This window comes from Bacteroidota bacterium, assembly GCA_016721765.1.
Taxonomy (GTDB): domain Bacteria; phylum Bacteroidota; class Bacteroidia; order UBA4408; family UBA4408; genus UBA4408.
Genome location: JADKHO010000001.1, coordinates 760171 through 785518, shown reverse-complemented (window position 1 = coordinate 785518; position 25348 = coordinate 760171). Strand labels below are relative to the sequence as shown.

Genomic DNA, 25348 nt, shown 5'->3' with positions numbered 1-25348 from the left:
ATGAAAAGAACAATAATTTTTTGTCTCTCTGTATTAGTTTGTACTTCGGTTTTATCCCAACCTAACACAGAAGGGATATTGAACAAAGTAAATACTCATCCCGGAAGAAAGAGCATCGATATAGTCAAAGAAGGTTATTTGAGGAGTTCAATCTACCCTCTTGAAGCAAATTATTATTCGTTTGGCTCAGATATGACTCTTGAACTTGGAAGAGGCTTTTCACCTTATCATCTGGATAAAATAAAAGAAAGTCCTGTATTTTACACCATAAAGCCCACCACTAGTGAAGGTGTAAATGATGCAAAATTTGAAGCTAGAATTGTTTTTGATAGAAGCCAACTAGAACAAAGTCTTGATTTTGATTTAAAAATGAACGCTAGTGGATTTGGCGTAACTGCAAATGCGTTTTATCATGCGATAAACAGCTCAAAGTTTAACCAATCGACAATTTATGCTGTAATTAAAGGATACTGTGAATATGAACACCTTTCAATTGATATCACTCAAGTAAAACCCGAAGCTCGTAAACTTGCCAAGAATCCTACAAAATTTAAAGAGATTTATGGCAGCAAAATACCTATAATGGCCCGAAGATATTCTTCCATTTATATCATAATAAAAATGTCGAGTAATACTTCAGAGATTGTAAAGGAAGTAACTAAAGGTGGGAAAATCGGATTTAATGGTGCTATTATCTCAGCTAGTGTAGAGGCAAAAGTAAAAGAATACATGAAGAGCTCATCTAATCATAAGGATATAGAAGTAAGCGTATTAACACGAGGAGGTGGAGGTTTAGAAAACTTTGATTCTTTATTAGGGAATCTTAATGCTCAATCAGATATTGATTTTTCCCTCAATAAAATAGAGGAGGGGTTATCAAAATATTTTAAAAGTATTAATGTTAAGAATTCTGCTACTTTGGGCTTCTTTTGTAAGGATTATAAAGATTTACATATAAAAAGAGTTTTTTCTTTAGAACCTGATTATTATGATATTTCTAAAGAAAAGTGTTTGGCTCAAATTATTTCAAATTTTTCCGAAGCAGGAAAAAAGCTTGAAAGGGTAAAATTAATAGCAAATAAAAATGACTTAAAGTTTATCACACTTTCAAAATCACAAAATGATTCATTACCAATTTTGATTGATAGCCTATCACAATATCAACAATTACTTATGAAGTATCATTATTATCTTTCAGATATAGAGCCTAACGGAAAGAATGGAGTTAATTTTGACACGATTAAGATTCCTGAAATACCAAAAATCTACTTTTTGGAGAATGATGTAGAGTGTTCATTTGAAAATAACCAGCTCATTATTCAGGGCTCAAATTTACAAAATGTATCAATATCATCTTTTGATCGTGCCAACGGCTCCCTCGTTAATTATTTCAATTTAGTTGACTATGATGATATAAGACAGAATAGTTCATCCACTGGGGATTTTTCAGTTACCAAAGATTCGATGGGTAAATCAATTATCACTATTGAACATTCATTTTATGAAAAATTATTTGATGGGAAAGGTAGTTCATATAATAATCAAGATGGAGCATTCTTAATGGTTAACGTAAATCTACAGTATGATAAAGAGCAGATATATAATGTTGGAATAATTAGATGCAATGGTACTGGAATTGGAAAATGTAGTTATTCTTATTACCCACCATTTAATGTGACCAATGACAATGTTGGGGTTTTACAACAAAATAATCTACTACAAGAACATTATTTTTATTTTAAAATAATTCCTTGGGACGGGTCATCAATTATTTTTAGTGATGTTTTTTCAATGAAATATAATATTGATCGACTTTCCTATCTCAATGGAATAATATCAAGAAGATTTTTGAATTCACATAATATCTCAATGAATTCTGAGGTTATTTTGTCAGAGCCATTTCAAAATAAAGCAGATTGTGATACTTCATGTCAAACGCATGCTAGATTGAATTTAATTTCAAAAACCGTGCGTTTTCAGCCAACTATTCAATTAGCGCCCATTAATTGTAATGCAAAGATAATTTGTCATTATGGAATTGGAAATTTTTGTAGATTTAACATCAAAGTTGATGAACAAAAATATTCTAAAGACTATCCTTGTAGCACAACTGATAGAGATGTTTTGAAGGATGCAATTGATGCGTGTAAAGCAGGTACTCTCGATGTTATATTTGACGAAGGATGGAATTTAGATTGTGGAAAGAATTAGGTTTTTAATTTTTTTTGACCTTTTATTTTCAAATCGGATATTAGTATTTAAATAAGATGATTAGTGCTTTAAACAATTAGAAAACCCTAATTTATGACAACAGATTATTATTACTTATGGTTAGATTTTATTGGAAATCCTTCAAAGGATTCTCCGTTTTTTTAGCAGTGTTTTAACATAGACTATTTAGATCCGAAAGATTTGAAGAAGCAACAAGATCAACAAATGCTTGATTTTAGAAACTTTTGCGGAGTCGATATAAATTATTTTCAACATATTTCGATTTCACTTCAAAGAAATAGGGTATTGGTTGAAAAGGAAGAAGTGTAATTATAGATCAGATACGTAATCAATATAATGAAGACGAGGTAATTACGGAAGTGATTTGGCCGATAATTCAGAAAAAAAAATAAAAAGATAGTATTATATTATCTGATTGGCATTCAAAATAAATTCACCCCTACGATCTTGTTTCAATACTAGCCGGGCTAATCCATATCGAATTTCATTATCTTCTTTTAAATTATTTTTCAAGAAATGGATATAAATCCGCAATAACCCCCATATCTTCTAGAAAATGGTTCGAGATTCGGTCAGTGAAGCCCACACAAGCAGAGCGGGAATGAGTGCGAAAGCAGTCGTTCCCGCTTTTATCTAAGGTTTAATTTCAGTATCTTTAAAGAGTGGTCAAACATTTTTGCTATATCATTTACAGTCCTACCTTGAATAAATTTTATGTTGGCGAAACCTCTGATTTCAATAGAAGGTTGATTCAGCACAACCAAAATTTTTTCCCTCTGTCCTATACTTCCAAAGCAAAAGATTGGTTGGAGTTTCTGGTAATTGTCTGTGAAGATCCCAAACATGCTCGAAATATGGAATCGTTCATAAAAAAAATGAAATCGCGCAAGTTTATTGAGAGTCTTAAAACTGAGCCAGAAAAATTGAATGATATTATAACAAAAATGAAGGTTTAATTTGGTCCCTGTCCCGAGGCTTCGGGACGAGCCCAGGTGGGCCCACTTCACAGGGCAACAATTCAAAAAAGGATTGTTGCCTTTTTTTATTCCTTTTAGAATCCTTAGTTAACTAAGCAATTTTAAGAATGACCTCATTTACTTTTGCGATTATAAAACGATTGACAAAAGTTGCAAAATTGGGATTACATTGAAAAGATGAATGGTGTTGGGAAGGAATTTTTGTTGATGGTTTGCAAACGCATATTTTGCGCAACGTAGCTGAAAACCTGGAAGAGTTTGGGTGATAATATTGTAAGCCATAATTTTAATGGCAACTTCACAGGAAAATTAACCCTAGTAAACAAGCGTCTGTATTGAAATTTCTCAACTATCGATTCCCTTTAAAGCAAATGCCAACAGGTAATTTAATCTACCTTTTAATTTTGCTTCACAAGCTTTGATCGGTAAACTTCAGACTGCGATTCGATTTCAATAATGTAGATTCCTGCAGAAAAATTTCTTATATCCACATGCATGACTGCCGTGTTTGTAAGTGTTGTTTGATATATTGCTTTTCCAACCAAGTTCCTTATTTTTAGGTTTGAATTACCCGAAATCTTTGAGGGCATATTCAAGGTGAAAGTTCCGGATGTTGGATTGGGGTAAATCAGTAATGTATTGGAATTTTTTGATGCTGTAAGAATGCTGTTTGGGGCTAAAATATGGGTCACCGCATTGTTTGTAATAACCGGATTATTGAAATCAAAATAAATTGCTGCCTTATTACGAATGCTGTCGCCTACAAGCAATGTAGATTGGGGTTTTATGCGGTACCGGATAAAACCATGGCTGCTTGGCTCATTTGAGTTGCTGTCGGGAAGATTGATGTTATCGAACCCAAAATCCATATTTGCAGTTACATAACTGTAATTGATATTCGCAGCATGCGAAGAGGCTATAAATTCGAAGGAATTGATATCGAGCTCTTTTTGAATTTCATTTAAAATATGAACATTAATAGCTGCTGCATTTCCTGTATTTTGAAAGGATATGGTGTACTCTAACCAAGGCGGAGCAATTAATTCAGCATCGTAAACAATTTTGCGATTTACCACAATATCGTTTGGGTCGTGCGAGTTAACAGCATAAGAAATACCTGTTGCATAATTATTTGATGGCTCTGAATCACTCCCTACAGCAAGAATTGATGCAGCAGAAGTGAGCAGGGTATTAAATTGTATGGTGCCGGGAATACTCACAACTAAAGTGATTGTTCCTTCTTGAAATGGAGCCAAATTTCCAATATTCCAGGTAACCGAATCGCTTGTTATCGAATTTGGTAATAGGCTTGAGCTAATGTAAGTGAGATTAGAATCAGGAAAAAAAGTGATGTTACCTGAAAGATTTGTTGTTCCCACATTTTTGTAATTTATCATGTAATAGCCGTATAACCCTGCTCGAAATGTCCCGAAGGGTGTTAGCAGAATTGACAAATCATTAAATACGCCGGAAGCTTGGTACGGAAAATCGTTGAGTAAACTGGCTTGTTGAAAGCCACTAAAACTAACGCTTCGGGTGGGTGGCATCGCAGTATAATGTGCAATGGAAGCAGGACTTACCTGAATACTTCCGGTATCCATAACCACCAATTTATAGCTCCCGTCAGGTTGCGACAGTGTAAATCTTCCACCTGCCGATTCTACAATTTTTGTTCTTGCCAATGGCGGTTCTCCCGGATCTTGGGTTAGGTTATTATTTAAATCCGCGAACATTTTACCTGTAACCAAATTGTATTCAGAAGCTATTTTCACCACCCAATAATCGTTCACACCCAATGTTGCTTCAGTCTTATCGCCCGAAGAGGGAGACTCAGAATAACCAACCACAATCAAATCACCCTCACGTGTAACACACATGTCCTGCACATAATCATTGCCTGAACCGCCAATTGTATTTTCCCAGGAAATAGTGCCTACCGAATCCACCTTTACAATCCAATAATCAAAACCACCAATGGCGTTTTCGCTTTTATCTCCGGAAGCTCCGGAAGTGGACGTTCCACAAATGGCAAATCCACCATCCGGGGTTTGTTGAATAGATTGCACCGTTTCACCATTGCTGCCTCCAATACTATTTTGCCAAACTATGTTTCCTGTGCTATCGAGTTTCACAATCCAGTAATCACTCGGGCCATTGTTAAGCTCCGTTTTATCACCGGAAATTCCTGAGCCTGAATTTCCACCTAGAATATATCCACCGTCTCTGCATTGTTGTATGGAAGTCAAAAATTCACTGTTGCTTCCTCCAATGGTTTTTTGCCACTGAAGATTTCCTAGGTTGTCAAGTTTTACTACCCAATAGTCTCTGCTTCCTTTGGAGGCATCAGTTTTATCGCCGCTCAAGCCGGAATAAGAATATCCGCCTGCAATGTAGCCACCATCTTTTGTTTGTTCAATGGAATAAAGAAAATCACTAGAGTCACCACCCAAAGTGGTTTGCCATTGGATGTTCCCACCTGTATCCAACTTTAAAATCCAATAATCCCATGTTCCTAAAAAACTTGCTTTTGTTTTATCGCCCGATATCGGTGACTGGGATGGACCACCGACAATATAGCCTCCATCAGAAGTCTGTTTTAAATCATATAAATAATCAGCGCCCGTTCCGCCAATGGTATTGTCCCATTGTTTATTTCCATTTGCATCCGTTTTTATAATCCAAAAATCCCAGGTCCCTATTTTGTTTTCTGATTTGTCAACTGAAATATTGGAGGCTGAATATCCTCCAAAAATATATCCACCTTCACTGGTTTGATGAATCACTTGCAACAAATCGGCATCGCCACCACCATAAGAATTCTGCCATTCAATGTTTCCCAAATCATTTAGTTTCAAAACCCAGTAATCATGAACACCCTTAGTGTTTTTTGTTTTATCCGCACCAATTCCGGAAGCGGAATATCCGCCTAAAATACATCCGCCTTCCACACAACGGTCAACCGAATACAAATTATCGTAAGTAACACCCTGTATTGTATTTTCCCATTCAATTTCCTGCGCAGATAAATTAAAAACCGGAATCCAGAAAAGGTAAACCAGGATTGCTAAAAAAAGGTGAGTGTGTTTCATAAGTATTGGATTGCTGACTAAAAAATGAGGTTGCAGTTTATTTTTTGAGCAGCACTATTGTGTTACTATTAATTTCAAAAATAAGCCTTTTAGATAAATAAAAAAATAAACTCAAACGTATTAATCAAAAAGCAGAGTATACATCTCAAAATCTCCAAACTCATCCTAACAACAGTGGTTTGTAAGGCAGATGCTCTCGCTTTGCCTTTGCAACAGCGGTTTCTATTTTATAGGACATTGCTCGATTTCATTTCCGCGAAACTTAAATCGTGTGAAGGTGCTAAGGGCTAGTTTGAGATTTTATGTTAGCTTTATCAATTATAATTGTTGTTTTTGAGCAACTTAGGTATATAAAATAAAGCCAGTAACTAGCACTAACTTTAACAGTAAACAATGAAAAGAATACTAATAATATTTGTTTTGCTTTCAACCATTTCAGTAGCACAAACAGTAACTTTAAACGACTTAATCGAAAAATCGAAGTGTAAAACATTTGATTGTTTTAGCGATTTGGTAACAAAGAAGGGATTTAGTTTTTATGAAAAGAAGGACACTTTAAAATTTAAGTATTGTACTTTCCTTTCAAGCAAGAGTTTTGCAATACCGACAGACAAAACAGCCAATTATAAAAATGTAGCTATGATATCGATAAATACGGATGGCTCTGTAGCTGCAGGTTTTAGAACAGCGGTATCTGCACATTACTTAGATTTTATGAGTCAACTAAAAAAGGCCGGATTTACAGAACGGGCGAATAAAACAGTTGCCACCGGAAAAATTGTATCTTATTTAGCTGAAGGCTATCCCAAAATTAAAGTTTTAGTTGCAACCAACTCGCAAATAGATATGGATGCTTTAATGTTACCTTATGTTATCACACTTATAAGATACCCTTAAAAATCGGAAGCCAATATACTATTGGCAAAGCTATGTTCAGAGTACTTTCCTTGGCAAGATATCAAAATCAAAAACTTAATCCATTTAACAATGAACGCATACACAATTAAATTATCAAACGGGCGAAATACATTTTTAGGAAAATTAATTATTGCCGATAAAGCGCTTTACTTTTTGTGCTCTTCAAAAGGGAATGCCCTACTTGAAAGTGCAGGTAGAAGTATTGGCGGTCTTTCGGGTTATGTTATTAAGGCATTGGCCGATCCCAGCACGAGCGGAGAACTTCCATCGGAAATTAACGAAACTGAGCTAAATAATCTTGCCTCTCAATTGCCGAATAGTATTGTGTTTGAGGCCAACAAAATTGAAAAAATTCAGGATACTTGGTTATTAAAAATGTTTAAATGGGACGGAAAAAAAATTGGAGTCCCCTCGGGCTTTTCTAAAAACTTAAAAGCAGAACTCGTTCCATGGGCGCTAAAGCATGGTATTCCAACTAAAGGCTTATAAAGTTCTGTGAATTGGATACAAATTTTGATATTTATTGGTCATTCATATCCAACACCCAATTGGAATTAAAATAAAAATAGTTTGAATTATCAATATAGAGAATCTGCGGTTCATCTTTGCTTGTTAAATCCTCTGGATATGATTCTATTGGTTCAAAACCAATTGTACATTTTACCATCCAATCATTATTCTTTTTACTAAACCTAATTTCAAACAGGTCAAAATTAATGTGGTTGGAGTAATCCACAAAAAACCAACTATTTAAAACGAATCGGTTAAACTGTTTTAATGAATCGTATTGAAACTGCAAATGTCCCTCAACGGATGATTTTTTTGTCTTTATAGAATATTGTTTCTGAAAGCTAATTTGCATTGAATCATTAGCACCATTATTCTTATAGATGGATGCAATAGGCAGCGCAGTTTCTAATTCGGTACTATCGTTTATGCAGGTATTACTTAAGGGCGATTTAATGGTGAAAGAGTTTTCGGAACGCAAAAATTGAACACATTCTATTTTTTGCTTATTGAATGAAAGCACAAGTGTATCTGTTGATTTACGAGTGGTGTTAGAATCCAAATCAAGCGGGTTATTAAATCCATTTTCGCTCATGAAAGCATCTGTAATTTTTACTTTTTGAAGCACACCTTTATAAAATAAGAAATGATATTGATAACAAATATTGTAGGTATTAAACGCAAGTAATTTACACCAACCATCAAATTTTCCTTCTCTTGTTTTAAGTACAGTTTTTGATTCTCTTAATACCGAATCCGAATTATTTTTTTTATAGGAATAATAAATCCCATTTGTTTTTCCTTCCTTTATAAAACCCTTAAATAGTATATTGTTTTTTTTACCATCCGTATAAATGAGGTAGCTCCCATCTTTGAATGCATGAGGTTTTATCAAACCAAATGACTGCATAAATGGATTGCCAATATAACTCGTGTCTCTATCATTATAAACAAGTTCCGTTGTTTGAGCAACAGATAAGATGGAGCATAGCATAAATGCAATCACCGAAAAGCGAAAGGAGTGTTGAAGAATGAGCATTAGAAATAGCGCGTTATTAAAGAAGGGCTTTGTGCCTTTATTTCATCTTCGAGCAAGGTAAATAATCGGTACCATAAACCGATTTTGCAACTAAATATGGTTTTCCGTAAGTGCCTCCTCCTAAATAATCTTTGTAAAAATCAACACTTCCCATCCAGCAGCCGGATGCATCTTTGCAAAAAACATACATCTCCTGATTATTATATTGAGAAACAGGAATACCCAAGGCGTTGGTGTTTACTGACCATAAGGGTTGTGGAGCAGGATGAACAACAATTTTAACAACGGTTGAACCCGGATATGCGGCTAAATAACCGGATTTTATTTGTGCCAGCGTAATACCTCCTCCTAAAGGAGCTGATTGCTCTGTCCATTGCTTAGGCATTTCCTTGCTGTTTAGTGCTGCATCGGCTTTAAGTTTTTCAGCAGGTTCTGCAGCTTTAGCAAACGCTTTCTTAAGGGCTATAAAATCATTTTCTGTTGTCCCCGTTATATTATAATTAAAAGTTCCAGTAGCATTGTCATTGTATACCGAAGAGAAAAGCTGCAGGTTATCATAAGTCCCTAATTTTGCAAAATAATTACATACAGCAGTCGAATAATAATAGTTATTCCCATCAGATGATGGTTTCATGATGTAAAACGACAAGTAAGTTTTTTCCTTTGATTCCGTGGCTGCATCGTAAAGAGTTAACTTCTCAGAAGCATAGCCTTTCTTTTCATCTCCACTTGGAAAAACTCTGCTAAGTATTTTCACAAAATCTAATTTATTTCCCGCGTCCAATTCTCTAACTGTTTTTGATAAATAAGCCATGGCATATATATTATCTCCAAATTTAAAATCGCGTGTAAACTTTGATTCATCCTCTTGACCATAAATAATAGGCTCTTTGGAGTAAACTATTCTATGCAGGTATTTTTTATGCATAGCACTACTGCCATCCGGTGCGCTCTCGGCAAGAGATTTATTGTTAAATTCGAAAAACCAAGCACGATCATTTTCACTTGGATTATACCAAGCACGGCGCATGCTATACAGGCTAGTACTACTGTAACCGCCAACCCTACTATCCACATTTAAAACCCCAAAGGCTTCATCATCATACAAAGAAGCTAATACCTGAGACCTTTCATTTGCACTAAAAAACCACTCAAATTTGGTCGTTTGATCAAAGGCAAAAATATACTTTGCAGGATCAGAAGGAGATTTTACAACGGGAAATGAGAGGTAAGTCTGCGCTTCATCCCAATTGTCATAATCGAACCATCCCTTGTCATTTTCGGTTGGCTCTCCGTCAGGCAGCGACCTTCTTACCAAATTCAAATGTCTCCATTTGGCAGGATCAAGGTCCTTAATCGGTTTAGAAAAATAAGCCATGGCATAAATGGGTTGGGCATACTCGAAAGAGTTGGTAAATTTAGATTCATCCTCTTTACCATAAATAATGGGTTCGGAGGAAAAAACAATTTTGTGCACATATTTTTTATGGGTAGCGCTACAACCCTTTGGGGCCGCTGTGGCTAGGATGCCTTTATTTGTCTTTTCAAACCATGCTTTCCATTCTGCTGTTGGATTGTACCATGCATAAAGCACCGAATAAGGATCTTTACTATTATACCCTTCAAGCCGGGTAGGCGCTTGAGCACGTGAAGTACTAAAATTTACAAAAACAAAATAAACACATAGGGATAGGAATAGTTTTTTCATGTTTAAAATTTTAAGGTGTTTATACAAATCTAAAATTTATTTGATACTAAACAAATCGTATACTTTTCATTTTGAATTTCCGCTATTTGCGACAAGTGGGTGGAAATTTAGCTTGCCTCTTTGTTGCGCATGCCTTGGTGATAGTATGTTTTAATCAAAAACGTAGTTCAGTTTTAAGTCAATTATTGATGTTGTAAATAGTGAATTTCCTTTATCGCTAAAAGCATAAACAATTCCACAACTAGTAAGTGCAAATAGAATATGGATAACAACTAAAATGCATCTAATTTCAATTTCTTAGTTTCGCAAACACATGAACCGCATCGACCGTATATCAGCTATTTTAATACAATTGCAATCCAAACGTGTGGTAACTGGGCAAGCTATTGCGGATCGCTTTTCGATTAGTTTGCGTACTGCTTACCGCGATATTAAAACCCTGGAAGAAGCAGGAGTGCCCATTGTGAGTGAAGCCGGTGTGGGTTATTCACTGATGGAAGGTTATCGTTTGCCTCCCGTAATGTTTACCAAAGAAGAAGCAACCGCATTTTTAACTGCCGAAAAACTTGTCGAGAAACTCACCGATGCCGACACATTTAAAATTTACGAAGCAGCACTTTATAAAATAAAGGCAGTACTTCGTAGCGATGATAAACAACATCTTGAAAATATGAACCAACACATCGAAGTGTTGGATAATCGCTACTTTCCTAAGGATACTAAAACAAGCAATACCCTGCAACTAATACTCCAAAGCATCACGCAACAATGCGTATTAAAATTGGATTATTTTGCCAACCACAGTCAACAAAGAAGCAATAGAAACATTGAGGCTATTGGTGTTTTTTTCGACATCAGCGCTTGGTACCTCATAGCCTATTGTTGGATGCGCAAGGATTACCGCACGTTTCGGCTCGATCGGATTTCTCATCTCGAAACCACTTTTATCCCATTTAAGAAGCAACATCCCCCACTAAAAAATTATTTAAAAGCACTCACTCAAGAAAAGAGAGACTTGACAGAAGTTGTTATACGTGTACAAAAGAACATTTTGAAATACCTGGGCGAACAAAAATATTATCAAGGGTTTGTTTCTGAAAAAGAGGTGAACGATACGTTGGAACAAACTTTTTTAACCTCCTCCCTCGAAGGTTTTGCCCGCTGGTACATGATGTTTGGCGACAGTGCCGAAATTGTGAGTCCACCCGCTTTAAAAGCACGTATCCTGGAATTGGCAAGCGCTATAAAGAATAGCGATTTTGCTAAATCGATGAACGCTAGCGAAAAAGAAAAAAGCAAAAAATAATTTTAAACCTACTGACATACTGTTGTCATACACCGCTTTTAGTTTTGTTCAAAATCTAAAACTAAAATCTATGATCACATTTATGGAATCGTTCCTGAAGGAACTCGAACACGAAAGTATTGGAACAATTAAAATGTTACAGCTAGTGCCTGCCGACAAAGCCGACTGGAAGCCACATGCAAAGAGTATGAAGCTAATGGATTTAGCGACACACATTGCCGATTTACCCAATTGGATTACCTATGGCTTAACAACCGATGAATTGGATTTTGCAAGCAGTCCGTATAATCCCGACAAGTGCAGCAATGGTGCAGAATTGGTAAAGTACTACGAAAAAAATGCTGCTGTTGCCAAATTGCACCTGCAAAAAAGTAGTGATGCACTTTTAGAGGAATTCTGGACCTTACGAAATGGGGCAATTGTATATGTGAAGCAAAGTAAGCTCGAAACCATTCGCCATGCCTATTGCCAAATCGTGCATCACCGCGCACAACTGGGTGTGTATTTGCGCTTGTTGAATATTCCTATTCCGGGAGTATATGGTCCGAGTGCGGATGAAACAATGTGATGGACATTTCCTGTATAAAATGCATGCGCTTAAGTAACTAATGTTGCAAAGCAGCGCGCATTGAAGCGCTAATTTTGTATCGTTAAAAAATAAACGATATGAAATACATAATTGTTGGAGCAGTAGCCGGAGGAGCCAGTACAGCCGCACGTTTGAGAAGATTGGATGAAAAAGCGGAAATTATTATTTTCGAAAAGGGAGAATATATTTCGTATGCCAATTGTGGTTTGCCCTATTATATTGGGGATGTAATTAAGGACAGAAATGCACTTTTCGTGCAAACGGCTGCTGCATTCAACCAGCGCTTTGCTATTGATGTGCGCACATTAACTGAGGTAATCTCAATAAATCCAACTACAAAGATCCTTACAGCTTTGGATCAGACAAGTGGTACATCCTACGAGGAAAGTTACGACAAACTGGTATTGTCGCCCGGTGCTACGCCACTTCGTCCGCCTTTACCGGGTATTGCCAGCGAAGGAATATTTACGCTTCGAAATGTAAACGATACCGATTTCATTAAAGCGTTTGTGCAGCAAAAAAATGTAAAAAGAGCCGTGGTGGTGGGCGCCGGGTTTATTGGTTTGGAAATGGCCGAAAGCATGCATGGACTTGGATTGCATGTAAGTATTCTAGAAATGGGAAACCAAGTATTGGCGCCTTTGGATTTTCCCATGGCAGCGCTGGTGCAAGAACACATACGCGACAAGGGTGTGAACTTAATATTAAGCGATGCCGTGAGCGCTTTCGAAAAAACGAGTGAAGGAATCACCCTCAGTTTAAAAAGTGGAAAGCAACTTGAAGCCGATGTGGTAATTCTCTCTATTGGTGTTCGGCCGGATACCCAGCTGGCAGCGGTGGCAGGCTTAAAACAGGGAGATGCCAAAGGGATTTGGGTGAATGAATTTTTACAAACATCCAACCCCGATATTTATGCAGTGGGTGATGCGATTGAATTTTCGAACCCCATAAGCGGCCAATCCATGAATACCTATTTGGCAGGACCAGCCAACAAGCAGGGGCGAATATGTGCCAATAACATTGTGTTGGGCAACAAGCAAAGCTACAGAGGCTCCATCAATACAGCTATTGTAAAAGTTTTCGACCTCACAGTTGCAATCGCCGGTACAGCATCCAAACACTTGTCGCGTGCCGAAATCAAACACCTTGTAAGTACCACACACAGCGGTTCTCACGCCGGATATTATCCCGGAGCGAAGCAAATGAGTATTCAAATTGCTTTTTCGCCGGATAATGGAGCCTTGTATAGTGCGCAAATTGTAGGATATGAAGGGGTGGATAAACGAATGGATGTGCTCTCGTCCGTAATCCAACGAAAAAGCAACATTTATGAATTAATGGAATTTGAACATGCCTATGCGCCGCCCTATTCTTCCGCTAAAGACCCGATAAACATGGCGGGCTTTGTAGCAGAAAATATTTTAACGGAGAAGTTAAAATTATTTTATTGGAATGAGTTGGATAAAATTGGTGAAGCCGATGTATTGCTGGATGTGCGCACACCCGAAGAGTTTGCTCAAGGACATATTGAAAAGGCAATTAACCTTCCCTTGGATGAATTGCGCGACAAGTTAGATTCACTTGCTAAGGATAAAAACTATTTTATTTACTGTCAAGCAGGATTAAGGGGTTATTTGGCGCAACGCATTTTGGTGCAAAATGATTTTAAGCGAGTTAAAAATTTATCCGGTGGTTATCGCTTGTGGAAGGCTTGCAGTGTTGAAGCCCACGGCTAAAACTAAAAATTAGTGATGTTTTTTTAACTCATTCATAATCTCTTGCTAATATGTGTCTTCTACTTTTGAATTGTAAAAAAGTATGAGATGCAAACAGAATTAAGCCCGGCTAAAAAGAAAATCCTACTTGTTGACGACGAAGACGATATACTTGAATTTTTGTCGTATCATTTTCGAAAGAACGGGTATGATGTAATTACCGGAATGGATGGCATGAGTGCACTTACTAGTGCATACGCAACGTTACCGGATGTGATAGTTTCGGATATTCGCATGCCGCTTATGGATGGCATTGCATTGTGCAAAAATTTAAAATCGGATGATCTGCTGAAAAATATTCCCTTGCTATTTTTAACAGCCGACGATGGGGAATACGTGGCTTTATTAGCGCATGAGTGTGGGGCTGATTTTTACCTCAATAAACCGGTGCGCATTGAGGTAATTTTACGGGTAGTAAATTCACTTGTAAATCGGGAAATAATCCACTAAATGCTGCTGGCTTCCTCGGCCGGCACAATTTTTTTTCTTTTGCTTTTTTAGTATCTCAACCGGCACTTTTAAGACGAATATCATGTTTTCAGAAAGAAAGCATGCTTCTTGGAACAAAAGCAATTTTATGTTCTTCAGCAAAGAAATCAATACATTCAAGCCTTTCTAAATCGATCGACTAAACATATTTCCGGCACTTTGCTTTCGTCTTAATCGGGCATCTAATGTTGAACTGATATTACGGATAAATAAACTTCCCTTTTCGGTTACAACAACTTTATTGCCGTTTAAGCTTACTAAATCGTCCTTCGCCAAAAGCGCTAATTCGCCCATGCACGACTTAAGAAAATCCGCGGATAATACAGAGGTGTCAATTATAGCAGTTCCACGACACATCAGATCTAATATTTTAGTACGCACCATAACATCTTCCGGAGTAAGCAAATGCCCATTTTTAATAGGGAATTCACCACGCGAAATTTTTTCTTGGTACTCTTCTACTACATCGTCATTTTGTGCAAAAGCAATCCAGGCATCGCTAATGCTGGATGCGCCAAGCGCAATAATTAGTTTAGATTGTGTGGTGGTATAGCCCATAAAATTGCGGTGCAAAGTACCTTTCGAAACAGCGTCAAAAAGTTTGTCGTTGGGCAATGCAAAGTGATCCATGCCAATTGCTTTGTAACCCTGTTCCAGTAAAAGTGTTTTTCCCAATTGATACATCTTCCATTTGTCGTTGGCCTTGGGTAAATCCGCTTCGGTATATCTGCGTTGAGCTTTACTTTTCCAAGGAACAAAGGCATATGAATAAAAAGCAATACGATCGGGTTTTAATTCTTTTACTTTACTTATGGTATAGGCGATGCTGTTTACGGTTTGCTTCGGCAAGCCATAAATCAAATCCACATTAATACTGGTGTATCCATGTTTTATAGCCCAGTCAACAACCTCTTTGGTTTTTTCGAACGATTGTACGCGGTTAATTATATATTGCACTTCAGGGTCAAAATCCTGAACGCCTAAACTTATCCTGTTAAAGCCAACCGATGCCAAAGCCTCTAAATGTGCCTCGTGCGTATAATTGGGATGCACCTCTATGCTGAATTCATGGTCAGGCACTACTACCGCATCTTTTGTGATTCCATTAATCAAAGCAAGCAAATTTTCTGGACTAAAAAAGGTTGGAGTGCCACCACCCAAGTGAATTTCACGAATTTTGGGTTTGTCTGGCAACAAGGCACGGTACATGTCCCACTCTTTTAAAACACTCACTAAATAAGGCTCTTCCACCTTATGATTGGTGGTGATACGCTTGTTGCAGGCACAAAAAGTACAAAGGTTCTCACAAAATGGCAGGTGAAAATAAATGCACAATTCACCGTTTTCTTTTTTAAATGTCTCTACAACCGATTGTTTCCAGCTTTCGGTGCTAAGTGTTTCCTTTTCCCAATAAGGAACTGTTGGATAACTGGTGTAGCGCGGAAGCGGAAGATCGTATTTTTTTAAAAGTCCTAAAATATCTTGGTCCATATTGTTTGAATTTAAAGGGTGTTCACAACTTCGATGGTTTTTGCAACGTCTGAAGAAGATAAGACATGATTAAAAAACCAGCTTTCGTATGCCGAAGGTGGTAAATAAATCCCGATGGTAAACATTCCCAAATGCCATAATATACTTCATGATTTCTCTTTTCCTACAAAAGCTTCTGACAGCATTCCTCCATCAATTACTTTTCCATAAGTTGCCAAATTAGAGCGCTATTCATCCGCTCTTGAGCACCGCCCGGTGCCAGCCTTAAACAGTTCACTACAGCATCAAAAACCAATTCCTGCCTAAAAAAATTACTCGGTCATCAAGCTTTTTAATTCCAGCGCTATTTTGTCCCCGCCTTTTGATAACAACTCTTCGGCTGCTAACCTACCTGCATTCATATGATCCGCTACATCAAATTCCATTTCCACTTCCACTTTTCTTGCTCCATCCAGCGAAAGTATATTTCCTCGAAAATGTATACGCTTATCACTAACAACCGCAAGTGCTGCAATAGGTATGGAACAGCCACCTTTGAGGTGACGTAAAAAGGAGCGTTCTATTCCAACACAAATGGAGGTTTCGGAATGATTTAAGGTGCTGCAAATTTTATCTACTTCTAAATCATCTTCTCTACACACCACAGCTAGCGCACCTTGGGCAGGCGCAGGTAGCATCCAATCCAACTCCAGTTTATTCGGAACTTCTAAACCAATGCGATTAATCCCGGCACAGGCAAACAAAGCCCCACTCCACTGCGGAGTGCTTTTTAATTTTTCAAGTCGTGTATTAATGTTCCCTCGAATCGATTCAATTGCATGTTGAGGATATTTATTCAACCATTGCGCTTTTCTGCGCAAACTGCTGGTGGCAATGGTAATGCCTGCTTTTTCGGAGAGCTCAAACGAACTGTTTTCATACACCAAAGCATCTTTCACATTTGCCCGTTCAGGTATGGCAGCAATCGTTAAGTTTTTGGGCAATTGAGTTGGCACATCTTTTAAAGAGTGCACAGCAATATCAATTTTATTACTCAACAAGGCCATATCCAAGTTCTTTGTAAAAATTCCCTGAACACCCATTTCATACAAAGGCGAAACCAAATTGATATCGCCTTCGCTTTTTACAAGAACGATTTCAGTTTTTAAACCTTGTTGCTGCAATAAATTTTCAATGAATTTAGCTTGCCATAATGCCAAATTACTGTCGCGTGATCCTATTTTAATTAACCGTTGCATGGCGCATAAAGTTTGCTACAATCTGATGAGGTGCTGAGATGGTAGCGTTATTTTGTTTAAGTTCAAGCACAAAAGCCTGTACCGTTTTTTTTACTAATTCATTCTTTTTATCTTCCTCCAAACGAGCTAAATGTGGACAAGAGTTGCTGGCTTCAATCAACATGTTTTTCAAATTTACAATTTGATTGCGTTGCTCATAAAATGTGTTCCAGTCAACAAAGGCTGCAATATGACTATTTAAGATTTGATTTGCAACCGGCAAATAAGTTTTTCGGTTTTCCAACGATTTATCAAGGATGGCAGAAATGGAATCGATATCTAAAACTTCCACATTTTCCATGTGTTTGCAACGTGGATGAACGGTTTGTGGAATCGATAAATCTAAAATTAACTTGGTTTTCGAATGGGCTAAATTTTCGGGTGTCACTATGTATTTGTCGGCTGTGGTACTTAAAATTACCACCTCATAATCCTTAATGTTGGCATTAATATCTTCAAATGGCAACAAACCAAAACCATTCTTTAAGGCAATGTCTAAAGCGGTTTCGTAAGTCCTGTTAGAAACAGTTAAATCAAAATGTGGTAAATAATGTTTAATGTTTTTTGAAATATTGTTTCCAAATTTTCCGGTTCCAATTAATAAACATTTGGTTGGTTTTACCGCTACTTTTTCTTGCAATATTTCAATCGCTGCATAGGATGCGGATACCGTTCCTTTACTCAATGCTGTTTTGGTTTTAATTTCCTTGGAAGCTTGTATGCATACATTCGACATACGCTCAAATACCGGTCCCAACAAGCCCTCTTCTTTAGAAAAGCGACAAGCATTTTTAAACTGACCTAATATTTCATAATCACCCAAAATTTGTGAATCTAATCCGGATGCTACCTGAAAAATGTGTGAAAGCACATCTTGCGATGTTTTCACAAATTTGTATTCATCTAATAATGCTTTTGGTTGATTGCATACTTCAGATAAAATACGCTCCGCATGGTGCACACATCCACTGCCGTATATTTCGGTTCTGTTGCAAGTACTGAGTACAACAAAATCGCTGAAAGGATGTCTTTTTGCCAATTCATAACACGCTTTTTGCTTCTCATCAGAAATCGAAAATGCACTACGGGTGGCAATGTTTGCATTTTTAAATGTTATTCCGATAACGAAAGAATTTTTCATAAACGTTTTATTGAGATTGAGTTCATTCGTGAATCTCAATGCCCAAATTTCTGCACTTCCGTATCGTGGAATACTGATAGAAATCAGTTAAACAGCTGATTTAACTCAAGTTAATGTAGGTAAATGCGCATATTTCTTAGATTGTTCAGGAATTCAATACGGTTTAAGTTGTTAAAAATTAACTATTTACAATTTTGTTGTGGAAATCAAATTGTCGGAGCCTTTTACTTCCTTTTGTTTGATAAGGTAATGCATTCCGGGGGGTGCAATTAGAGAAATCTCAATTAAAATCGTCCGAGTTTTCTGTCTTTTCTTCTTTTACTTTTTTCTTTTTTGGTTTCTCATCCACTTTTTTAAACAAATTGTCCAAGACCTTCACTTTCTTTTTCTCCTCTTCGGTGTTGCTTACTGCCTTCACTTTGGGCAATTGTTTTTCAGAATTCGAACTTTCTTTTGTCGCTTTATCACTTTCTTCCCACTCTGTTTCAAAACGAACATTTTGCTTTTTTTGCGGAGCTGCTTTTATAGTGCTGTCTTTTTTAAACCAGCCAAATTCATTCCTCAAAATCGATTTTAAGTTTTGTGTTTCGCTGGCCACATTTTGTTTCATCTGCATCTTCAAACCACTTTTATCATAGCTAATTTTTGGGTTTTCAAGCGGACCACTCATGCTGATATAGATGGCTGTTTTTCCCAATCCATCGTCTTCTACGGTGCCAAATTCTTCATTTTCCTTTTTGGCTTTTCGTGCTTTCTTTCCCAGTAATTCATTCAGCAAAAGTTTAAAATGATAATCCACCACATTATCAAACGTATGCGTACCGGCAACACTCAAATTCATGGCCGATGAATTTATCTCCATTTTAGGAACATTTATTTTTCGGTTTTTAATTTCAATCGAATTTTTAAGAGAGGCAAATCGAATATCGTTTAACTCCGTTAAGGAAATAAAACGCGATAACTTCTTCAACGGTTCAAAATTGAGCAACTCGCCATTTTCAATGGTCAAATCAAATCGCGAAACAATGCTTTCAGTTTTGGATTGAAGCTCCGAAGTAAAATTACCCGAAAACTGAACACTCGCAGATGCCTTCCCTTTCAAATTTTTATCGGTCAAGGTAGTACCTCCAAAATTTTCGAATTCATAAAAAAGTTTCGAAATAGTAATGTTGCGCAAATCCGCATCGCAAATGGCTTTAAAATCAACATCACTTGTTCCGTCAATTACTCCATTTGCAAGTACGGTGCCATCCATGGTTGAGAATGTAATCGGACTTAAGGCTAGTTTTTTATCCTGCAATTTCACAGTTCCCGAAATTGCACTTGCTTCAAAACGCTTAAAAACCAATTCGCGCACCGTCACATTTAAATTTACATTTATGCGATCTGAAAACTTTAGCTCAAATGCTTTTTTGTTTTTTGTTGATGTTTCATCATCCGCTAAAATTTGATTTAAATCAATTTTTTGAGAAGTAAGGCTGGCATCAATAAATAATTTTTCTTCACTGTTGAATGTCGCGGCTAAGGCATTTCTAAAAAATCCTTTCAAAGCAAAATCCGAATCTTCTATTTTTCCATTACATTCATTCACTACAATATCATTATTGTTAAATAACAAAGATGCATTCAGGTTTTCAAAAGATTGTTTTGCCCCAACAAATTTTACACTTCCTTGTTCCAAGGTAAGCGTACCTTGAGTTTTTGTTTTGGCAAAATCAGCTCCCGAAAAATGCGAGATGTGGCTGGTGTTTCCCGAAAAATCCAAATCCAATGTAAGCGCCCCGCTAAACTTTTCGAGTGTATCGAGTTTTAAAAATTGTTTCACTTGGCTTAAGTTCAATTGCGCCTCCGCAACAATAGTTAAGTAAGGATTCTCAAAATTCTTTATCGAAAAATTACCCAACACCTTTCCGCTACCTAATTGTGCATTAAAATTGGCAATACTCAATTCGCTTCCTGCACTGTTCCTGCTTTTTCCATTGCTGTAGGTGCCGGATAAATTTATTTTTTCAAGATTTAATTTTGAATTTTCTTCTGTAATTTCTCCCGATTTAACGCCAAATTGGGCACTTATTTTTGGTCCGATATGCTCCCCTATTTCACCATTGATGCGTGTTTCAAAATAAAATAAACCACTGCTGCTATAGGTATTCAGTTTTTTGCGATAGCTGTCAGGAAGCAACGAAATAAATGTTTTTACATCCAGGTTTTTACCCGTAATGCTCAAATCTACCGCATCGTTTTTACCGCTGTTGCGGATAAAATTACCACTTAAATTAAATGCCAAATCATTTAACAACAACTCCACATTTTTAAACTCAAATCGGTTATTGTGGCTTACCTCCAAACTTCCCTCCAACAACAATGATTTACGTTTTAAGTAACTGGTTCCATTTATGGCAATATCCGACACGAAATACTCTCCCTTTGTATCCAAGACATAATTGCTTTCCGAAAAATTCCCACTTAGCTCACTCTCCTTGATGACAAAGGAATAAATTTGATTGTCCAACTCATTTTTAAATACCACATCTGCATCCTGTACTTCAATGTTTTCAAGACTTAGCTTAAAAGTGCTTGCGGTAGTATCAGTCGAAGTTTTCCAGAAATGAAAATTGTCGCTCCCTTTTTTTGTGATGAGCAAGTTTAATTTTACACCCTCAATTTCAATTTTTTTAATGCGGTATTTTTTGTGAAAAATATCTAGAATGTTGAATTGTAAAAATAATTTGTGCGCTTCAAAAAGCTTCTCCGTAAAGCGTTCTTCATCTTCTAGGCTATCGGCGGGTTGAACCGATGCTGCACTAACTTCGGTAAATTCTAAACTCGCATTTGGGAATTTCTTAATCAACGAAAGCTCTATTCCTTTTACGGAAACCGGCGTATTCAATTGTTTGTTGATTTCTCCTACCAGCAATTGCTTTACTTCTTCTTCATAAAAATAAACGATTACCAAAGCACTACTGAGCAAGAGTATCAGCAATGAACTAAGGGTAATTAGAAAAATTTTAAGAAAGCGGGGAATTTTCATAAACAAATTGTGCTCAATTAGAGCGTATGCAGTTTATTTTTATTGATAAAAATACATGGAAGCAACTTGAGCAGTTATGGATTTTGTTCCCTTCAAAGCTGCAACAAATTAAACGGAAATGACCATAAAAAAACGGTACAAGTAAATTATTCAAACAAAACCAAGACTTGATTTTTTTCCACTGCATTTCCTTTTCGAACCGCAATTTTCTTAATCACAGCATCTGCTGCTGCTTTAATATTGTTTTCCATTTTCATGGCTTCCAACACTAAAATGGAATCCCCTTTTTTAACTGAATCTCCAGGTTTAACTAACACATCCAACACCAAACCGGGCATAGGTGCCTTTAAATCTTTTGCTACTCCGCTCACTAATTTATCCAAGCCCAGATTCTTCAAGAGCTCGTCAAATTGGTCTTTCATTTCGAACGAATAGGTATTACCATTAACCTTTAAGGTGCATTTTTTTTCAGCAGCATCTGCATGTACAACTTCAATGGTGAATGATTTATTGTCCTTCAATACATGAAAACGTCCGTGTTTTTCTTCTAAAATGTCCCATTCAAAGGCCTTGCCGTTTATCTTACCGCTGTTTTTTGAAGCTGCATCAAACGTAATTTCAAATTCGCTGGCTGCTCCGTTTAGAGATTTTACTTTATACATGCTACAAATGTATTTAAAACTTTAATTCTGAATTTCACTTTCGTTTGATGGCTATACTTTTGAAAATCACTTATTTTTGCTCAAATTTGCGCCCCTATTGAAAAATACGATGAAATTTTATTCGCTGCTGCTTTCCGCAGTAGCTTTGGTGCTGCTTAGCTGTAATCCTTCCAAACGTACTGCAAAATCAGATAAGGCTCAGGTCATTAATTTGGATACCCTAACTATTCATCCAAAAGATAACACCCCAGTTTACCACGAATCCGAAGCCCATGAAATGGATATTCTGGATACCAAACTGGAATTAAAACCGGACTGGGAAAATGGGCTTTTATATGGAAAGGCTACGCTTACGCTTAAACCGTATTTCTATCCGCAAAACCAAGTAAAACTCAATGCACAAAGCTTTGAACTTACGGATGTTTTTATCCTTAGAAATGGTTTAAAATCGAAGGCTGAATACAATTACGATACAAAAATAATCAGCATCAATCTCAATAAAAGCATCACCCGCAAGGATACCCTTCAACTCTATATCGAATATGTTGCTAAAGCGAATAATCTCGAACTAAAAGGCCGACGAGAAGCCACATCCGACAAAGGTTTATTTTTTATCAATGCAGATGGAAGTGATCCGAATAAACCAAAACAAATATTTACCCAAAGCGAAACACAATCCGCCTCCTGCTGGTTTCCCACCATCGACGCACCCAATCAGCGCATGACGCAACAAATCGCTATTACAGTAGATAAAAAATACACTACGCTTTCAAATGGTTTATTGCTCAATCAAATCGATAATAACGATGGCACCCGCACCGATACCTGGAAACAAAGTCTTGCCGCAGCCCCTTACCTTTCGATGTTCGCCATTGGTGAGTTTTCAGTAACGAAGGATAAATGGCGCAACAAGGAAGTAAGTTATTACGTTGAAAAAAATTACGGTAAGGAAGCGCAAGGAACCTTTGGAAATACTCCTGAAATGATTGAGTTTTATTCCAAAAAACTGGGCGTAGACTTTCCTTGGGAAAAATACGCTCAAGTTGTTGTGCGAGATTATCCGGGCGGTTCGATGGAAAATACCTCGGCCACTTTACACGGAGAGTTTATGAATATTACAGCGCGCGAACGACTCGATAATGAAAAAGAAGAATACATTTCGCACGAATTGTTTCACCAATGGTTTGGCGATTTGGTTACCTGCGAATCTTGGAGCAACACTGCACTCAATGAATCTTTTGCCACTTATGGCGAATACCTTTGGTTTGAATACCACAATGGGCGAGAAGATGCGGATATTCACCACCAAGATGATTTGAATTCATATTTCAATGAAGCGCGCGCCAAACAAGTAAAAATGATTCGTTTCGATTATGAAGATACGGATGATATGTTTGACCGGCACAGCTACGAAAAGGGTGGTAGGATTTTACACATGCTTCGAAATTATGTAGGTGACGATGCATTTTTTACTGCACTTAACTTGTACCTCACTGAACATCGGTTTTCCACTGTTGAAATTCATGAGCTGCGCCTTACCTTCGAAAAGGTGTGTGGACAGGATTTGAATTGGTTTTTTAACCAATGGTTTTTTGCCAGCGGTCATCCCGAATTGTTTATCACCTACGAGTACAACGAGGCCACAAAAAAGGAAATTGTGCACATCGAACAAGTGCAAGATTTATCCAAAACGCCGCTCTATCGCCTACCCATGGCAATAGATATTTATTCTTTTGGCAAAAAAGAAAGACACAACATCACCTTAAAAAAGGAAACTGAAGAGTTTGTTTTTGATGTGGCGGCCAAGCCAAATTTGGTGAATGTGGATGCCGAAAAAATGTTGCTCTGCAAAAAAAATGATACCAAAACCCAGGAAGAGTGGGCCTTTCAATATAGGAATGCTCCCTTATACCTCGATCGCTACGAAGCTTTGGATGCCATCAGTAAAAACCCAACTGCTAAATCAAAAGAAATTATTATAAAAGCGCTTAGCGATAAAAATTGGAGCATCCGAAATTTTGCAATAAAAAAATTAGACAGTCATGGAAATAACGGCGATTCCGAAATAAGACCCATTTTGATAAAATTGGCACTGAAGGACGAAAAGCCAAGTGTACGCGCCAATGCGATTGAAATGCTGGGCAAATTATTTAATGAAGAAGACCTCCTAGACGTATACAAAAATGCATCCGATGATAAATCTTACACCGTAGCCGCACAAGCCCTTAGCACCCTTTATGAAAAAAATCCCGAACAGGGTTTTGAAGAAGCAAAGCGTTTTGAAAACGACAGTAATTACACCATTTTAAGTGCACTCCTTACAATTTTTTCGAGCAGTGGTTCAGATATTGAAAATAGTTTTTTTATTTCTCGTGAACGCTTTTTTAATAGCTATGGCAGATACAGTTTTACACAATTGTATGGTAAATATTTGCTTGGCAGAAGCGATTCAATTATTAATGCCGGACTTCCATTGTTAGAATCCACAGCGCGTACTTCTAACATTTGGTGGGTAAGGCTGGTAGCACTTCAAGCAATTGATTCGCTTCAAAGCATGTACGAAGCGCGCGAAAACGAACTAAAAGCTAAAAAGGCTGCCGAGCTTAATGCGCAAGCGCTCGAGAGTGCCCACGCCCAATACCAAAAACTTAAAGCCTTATTCGAATCCGTAAAAGGACAAGAAACCGATAAAAATCTTTTACGCTATTACAGCAATTAAATTAACTCCCATTAATAGCTTTTCTAACAAACTTTTAAATCTCAATAAGGACCGAAAAGGACCGGCCTATGAGAAATTGGCATTAAGAAATTTGAATTCATTTTTCTACATGGGCCCAGTGCAAGCAACCCTCGAGCGCAGACGAAAAAAAGCATCATCAAAAACCGAAAAGGACCGGCCTATGAGAAATTGACGTTAAGAAATTTGAATTCATTTTTAAGCGTGGGCCTTGTGTAAGCAACCCTCAAGCGAGAAACAAAAATATTTCGCTATTACTAATCAAAATCGAGCGCTTGGGTTGCGCGTAAAAATGAATTTAAATTTTAGCCAATTGCTCATCAGCCTTGATTTTTTGCTTACTTTTTGATCAAGCAAAAAGTAAGAAAACACCCATGAAA

17 protein-coding genes are annotated in these 25348 nt (G+C 37.2%); 9 read left to right on the top strand and 8 right to left on the bottom strand.

Annotated features, from left to right (window positions below; genetic code table 11):
* Window positions 1-2211, top strand: a complete 2211-nt coding sequence (locus IPP32_02875; protein ID MBL0047026.1) for a hypothetical protein — start codon at window positions 1-3, stop codon at window positions 2209-2211.
* Window positions 2212-2894: 683 nt separating this feature from the next.
* Window positions 2895-3188 carry a GIY-YIG nuclease family protein gene (locus tag IPP32_02870; GenBank protein MBL0047025.1) on the top strand — a complete coding sequence of 98 codons (294 nt, stop codon included), beginning with the start codon at window positions 2895-2897 and terminating at the stop codon, window positions 3186-3188.
* A gap of 419 nt (window positions 3189-3607) precedes the next feature.
* On the opposite strand, the gene IPP32_02865 is transcribed toward IPP32_02870, so the two are convergent.
* A complete protein-coding gene (locus IPP32_02865) occupies window positions 3608-6298 on the bottom strand; it encodes a T9SS type A sorting domain-containing protein (GenBank protein MBL0047024.1) in 2691 nt (896 codons plus the stop codon).
* Between the two features lie 393 nt (window positions 6299-6691).
* Here IPP32_02865 and IPP32_02860 point away from each other — a divergent pair, with 393 nt between their 5' ends.
* Together IPP32_02860 and IPP32_02855 are read left to right on the top strand one after the other, a co-directional pair.
* Window positions 6692-7195, top strand: coding sequence for a hypothetical protein (locus tag IPP32_02860; GenBank protein ID MBL0047023.1), 504 nt, complete (start codon window positions 6692-6694; stop codon window positions 7193-7195).
* 90 nt (window positions 7196-7285) lie between these two features.
* On the top strand, window positions 7286-7705 hold the full coding sequence (locus tag IPP32_02855) for a hypothetical protein (protein ID MBL0047022.1): 420 nt from the start codon (window positions 7286-7288) through the stop codon (window positions 7703-7705).
* A gap of 31 nt (window positions 7706-7736) precedes the next feature.
* Here the strand turns inward: IPP32_02855 and IPP32_02850 are convergent, their stop codons facing one another.
* Entirely contained in the window at window positions 7737-8762 is a 1026-nt protein-coding gene (locus IPP32_02850; protein ID MBL0047021.1) for a hypothetical protein, read from the bottom strand.
* 37 nt (window positions 8763-8799) lie between these two features.
* Window positions 8800-10470 (bottom strand): hypothetical protein, encoded by a 1671-nt coding sequence (locus IPP32_02845; protein MBL0047020.1) that lies wholly within the window; start codon window positions 10468-10470, stop codon window positions 8800-8802.
* 313 nt (window positions 10471-10783) lie between these two features.
* Between IPP32_02845 and IPP32_02840 the strand changes: the two genes are divergently transcribed.
* The 4 genes from IPP32_02840 to IPP32_02825 all read left to right on the top strand — a co-directional run bounded on the left by IPP32_02840 (window position 10784) and on the right by IPP32_02825 (window position 14590).
* A complete protein-coding gene (locus IPP32_02840) occupies window positions 10784-11776 on the top strand; it encodes a YafY family transcriptional regulator (protein MBL0047019.1) in 993 nt (330 codons plus the stop codon).
* 70 nt (window positions 11777-11846) lie between these two features.
* On the top strand, window positions 11847-12344 hold the full coding sequence (locus IPP32_02835; protein ID MBL0047018.1) for a DinB family protein: 498 nt from the start codon (window positions 11847-11849) through the stop codon (window positions 12342-12344).
* Window positions 12345-12442: 98 nt separating this feature from the next.
* A complete protein-coding gene (locus IPP32_02830) occupies window positions 12443-14101 on the top strand; it encodes an FAD-dependent oxidoreductase (protein ID MBL0047017.1) in 1659 nt (552 codons plus the stop codon).
* A gap of 87 nt (window positions 14102-14188) precedes the next feature.
* Window positions 14189-14590 carry a response regulator gene (locus IPP32_02825; GenBank protein MBL0047016.1) on the top strand — a complete coding sequence of 134 codons (402 nt, stop codon included), beginning with the start codon at window positions 14189-14191 and terminating at the stop codon, window positions 14588-14590.
* Window positions 14591-14755: 165 nt separating this feature from the next.
* Here the strand turns inward: IPP32_02825 and hemN are convergent, their stop codons facing one another.
* The 5 genes from hemN to IPP32_02800 all read right to left on the bottom strand — a co-directional run bounded on the left by hemN (window position 14756) and on the right by IPP32_02800 (window position 22231).
* Window positions 14756-16120: an oxygen-independent coproporphyrinogen III oxidase gene (hemN, locus tag IPP32_02820; protein MBL0047015.1), complete on the bottom strand. Its 1365-nt coding sequence runs from the start codon at window positions 16118-16120 to the stop codon at window positions 14756-14758.
* Window positions 16121-16431: 311 nt separating this feature from the next.
* The gene (gene hemC, locus IPP32_02815; GenBank protein MBL0047014.1) at window positions 16432-17358 is read right to left on the bottom strand and encodes a hydroxymethylbilane synthase; all 927 of its coding nucleotides are present in this window, start codon (window positions 17356-17358) and stop codon (window positions 16432-16434) included.
* Window positions 17342-18538 carry a glutamyl-tRNA reductase gene (hemA, locus tag IPP32_02810; protein MBL0047013.1) on the bottom strand — a complete coding sequence of 399 codons (1197 nt, stop codon included), beginning with the start codon at window positions 18536-18538 and terminating at the stop codon, window positions 17342-17344. Before hemA ends, hemC begins: the two co-directional genes overlap by 17 nt.
* A gap of 280 nt (window positions 18539-18818) precedes the next feature.
* Window positions 18819-21569 (bottom strand): AsmA family protein, encoded by a 2751-nt coding sequence (locus tag IPP32_02805; protein MBL0047012.1) that lies wholly within the window; start codon window positions 21567-21569, stop codon window positions 18819-18821.
* A 146-nt stretch (window positions 21570-21715) separates the two neighbouring features.
* Complete coding sequence (locus IPP32_02800) at window positions 21716-22231, bottom strand: acetyl-CoA carboxylase biotin carboxyl carrier protein subunit (protein ID MBL0047011.1); 516 nt, start codon at window positions 22229-22231, stop codon at window positions 21716-21718.
* 109 nt (window positions 22232-22340) lie between these two features.
* On the opposite strand from IPP32_02800, the gene IPP32_02795 reads away from it, so the two are divergent.
* Complete coding sequence (locus IPP32_02795; GenBank protein ID MBL0047010.1) at window positions 22341-24950, top strand: HEAT repeat domain-containing protein; 2610 nt, start codon at window positions 22341-22343, stop codon at window positions 24948-24950.
* The last annotated feature ends 398 nt before the right edge of the window (window positions 24951-25348 follow it).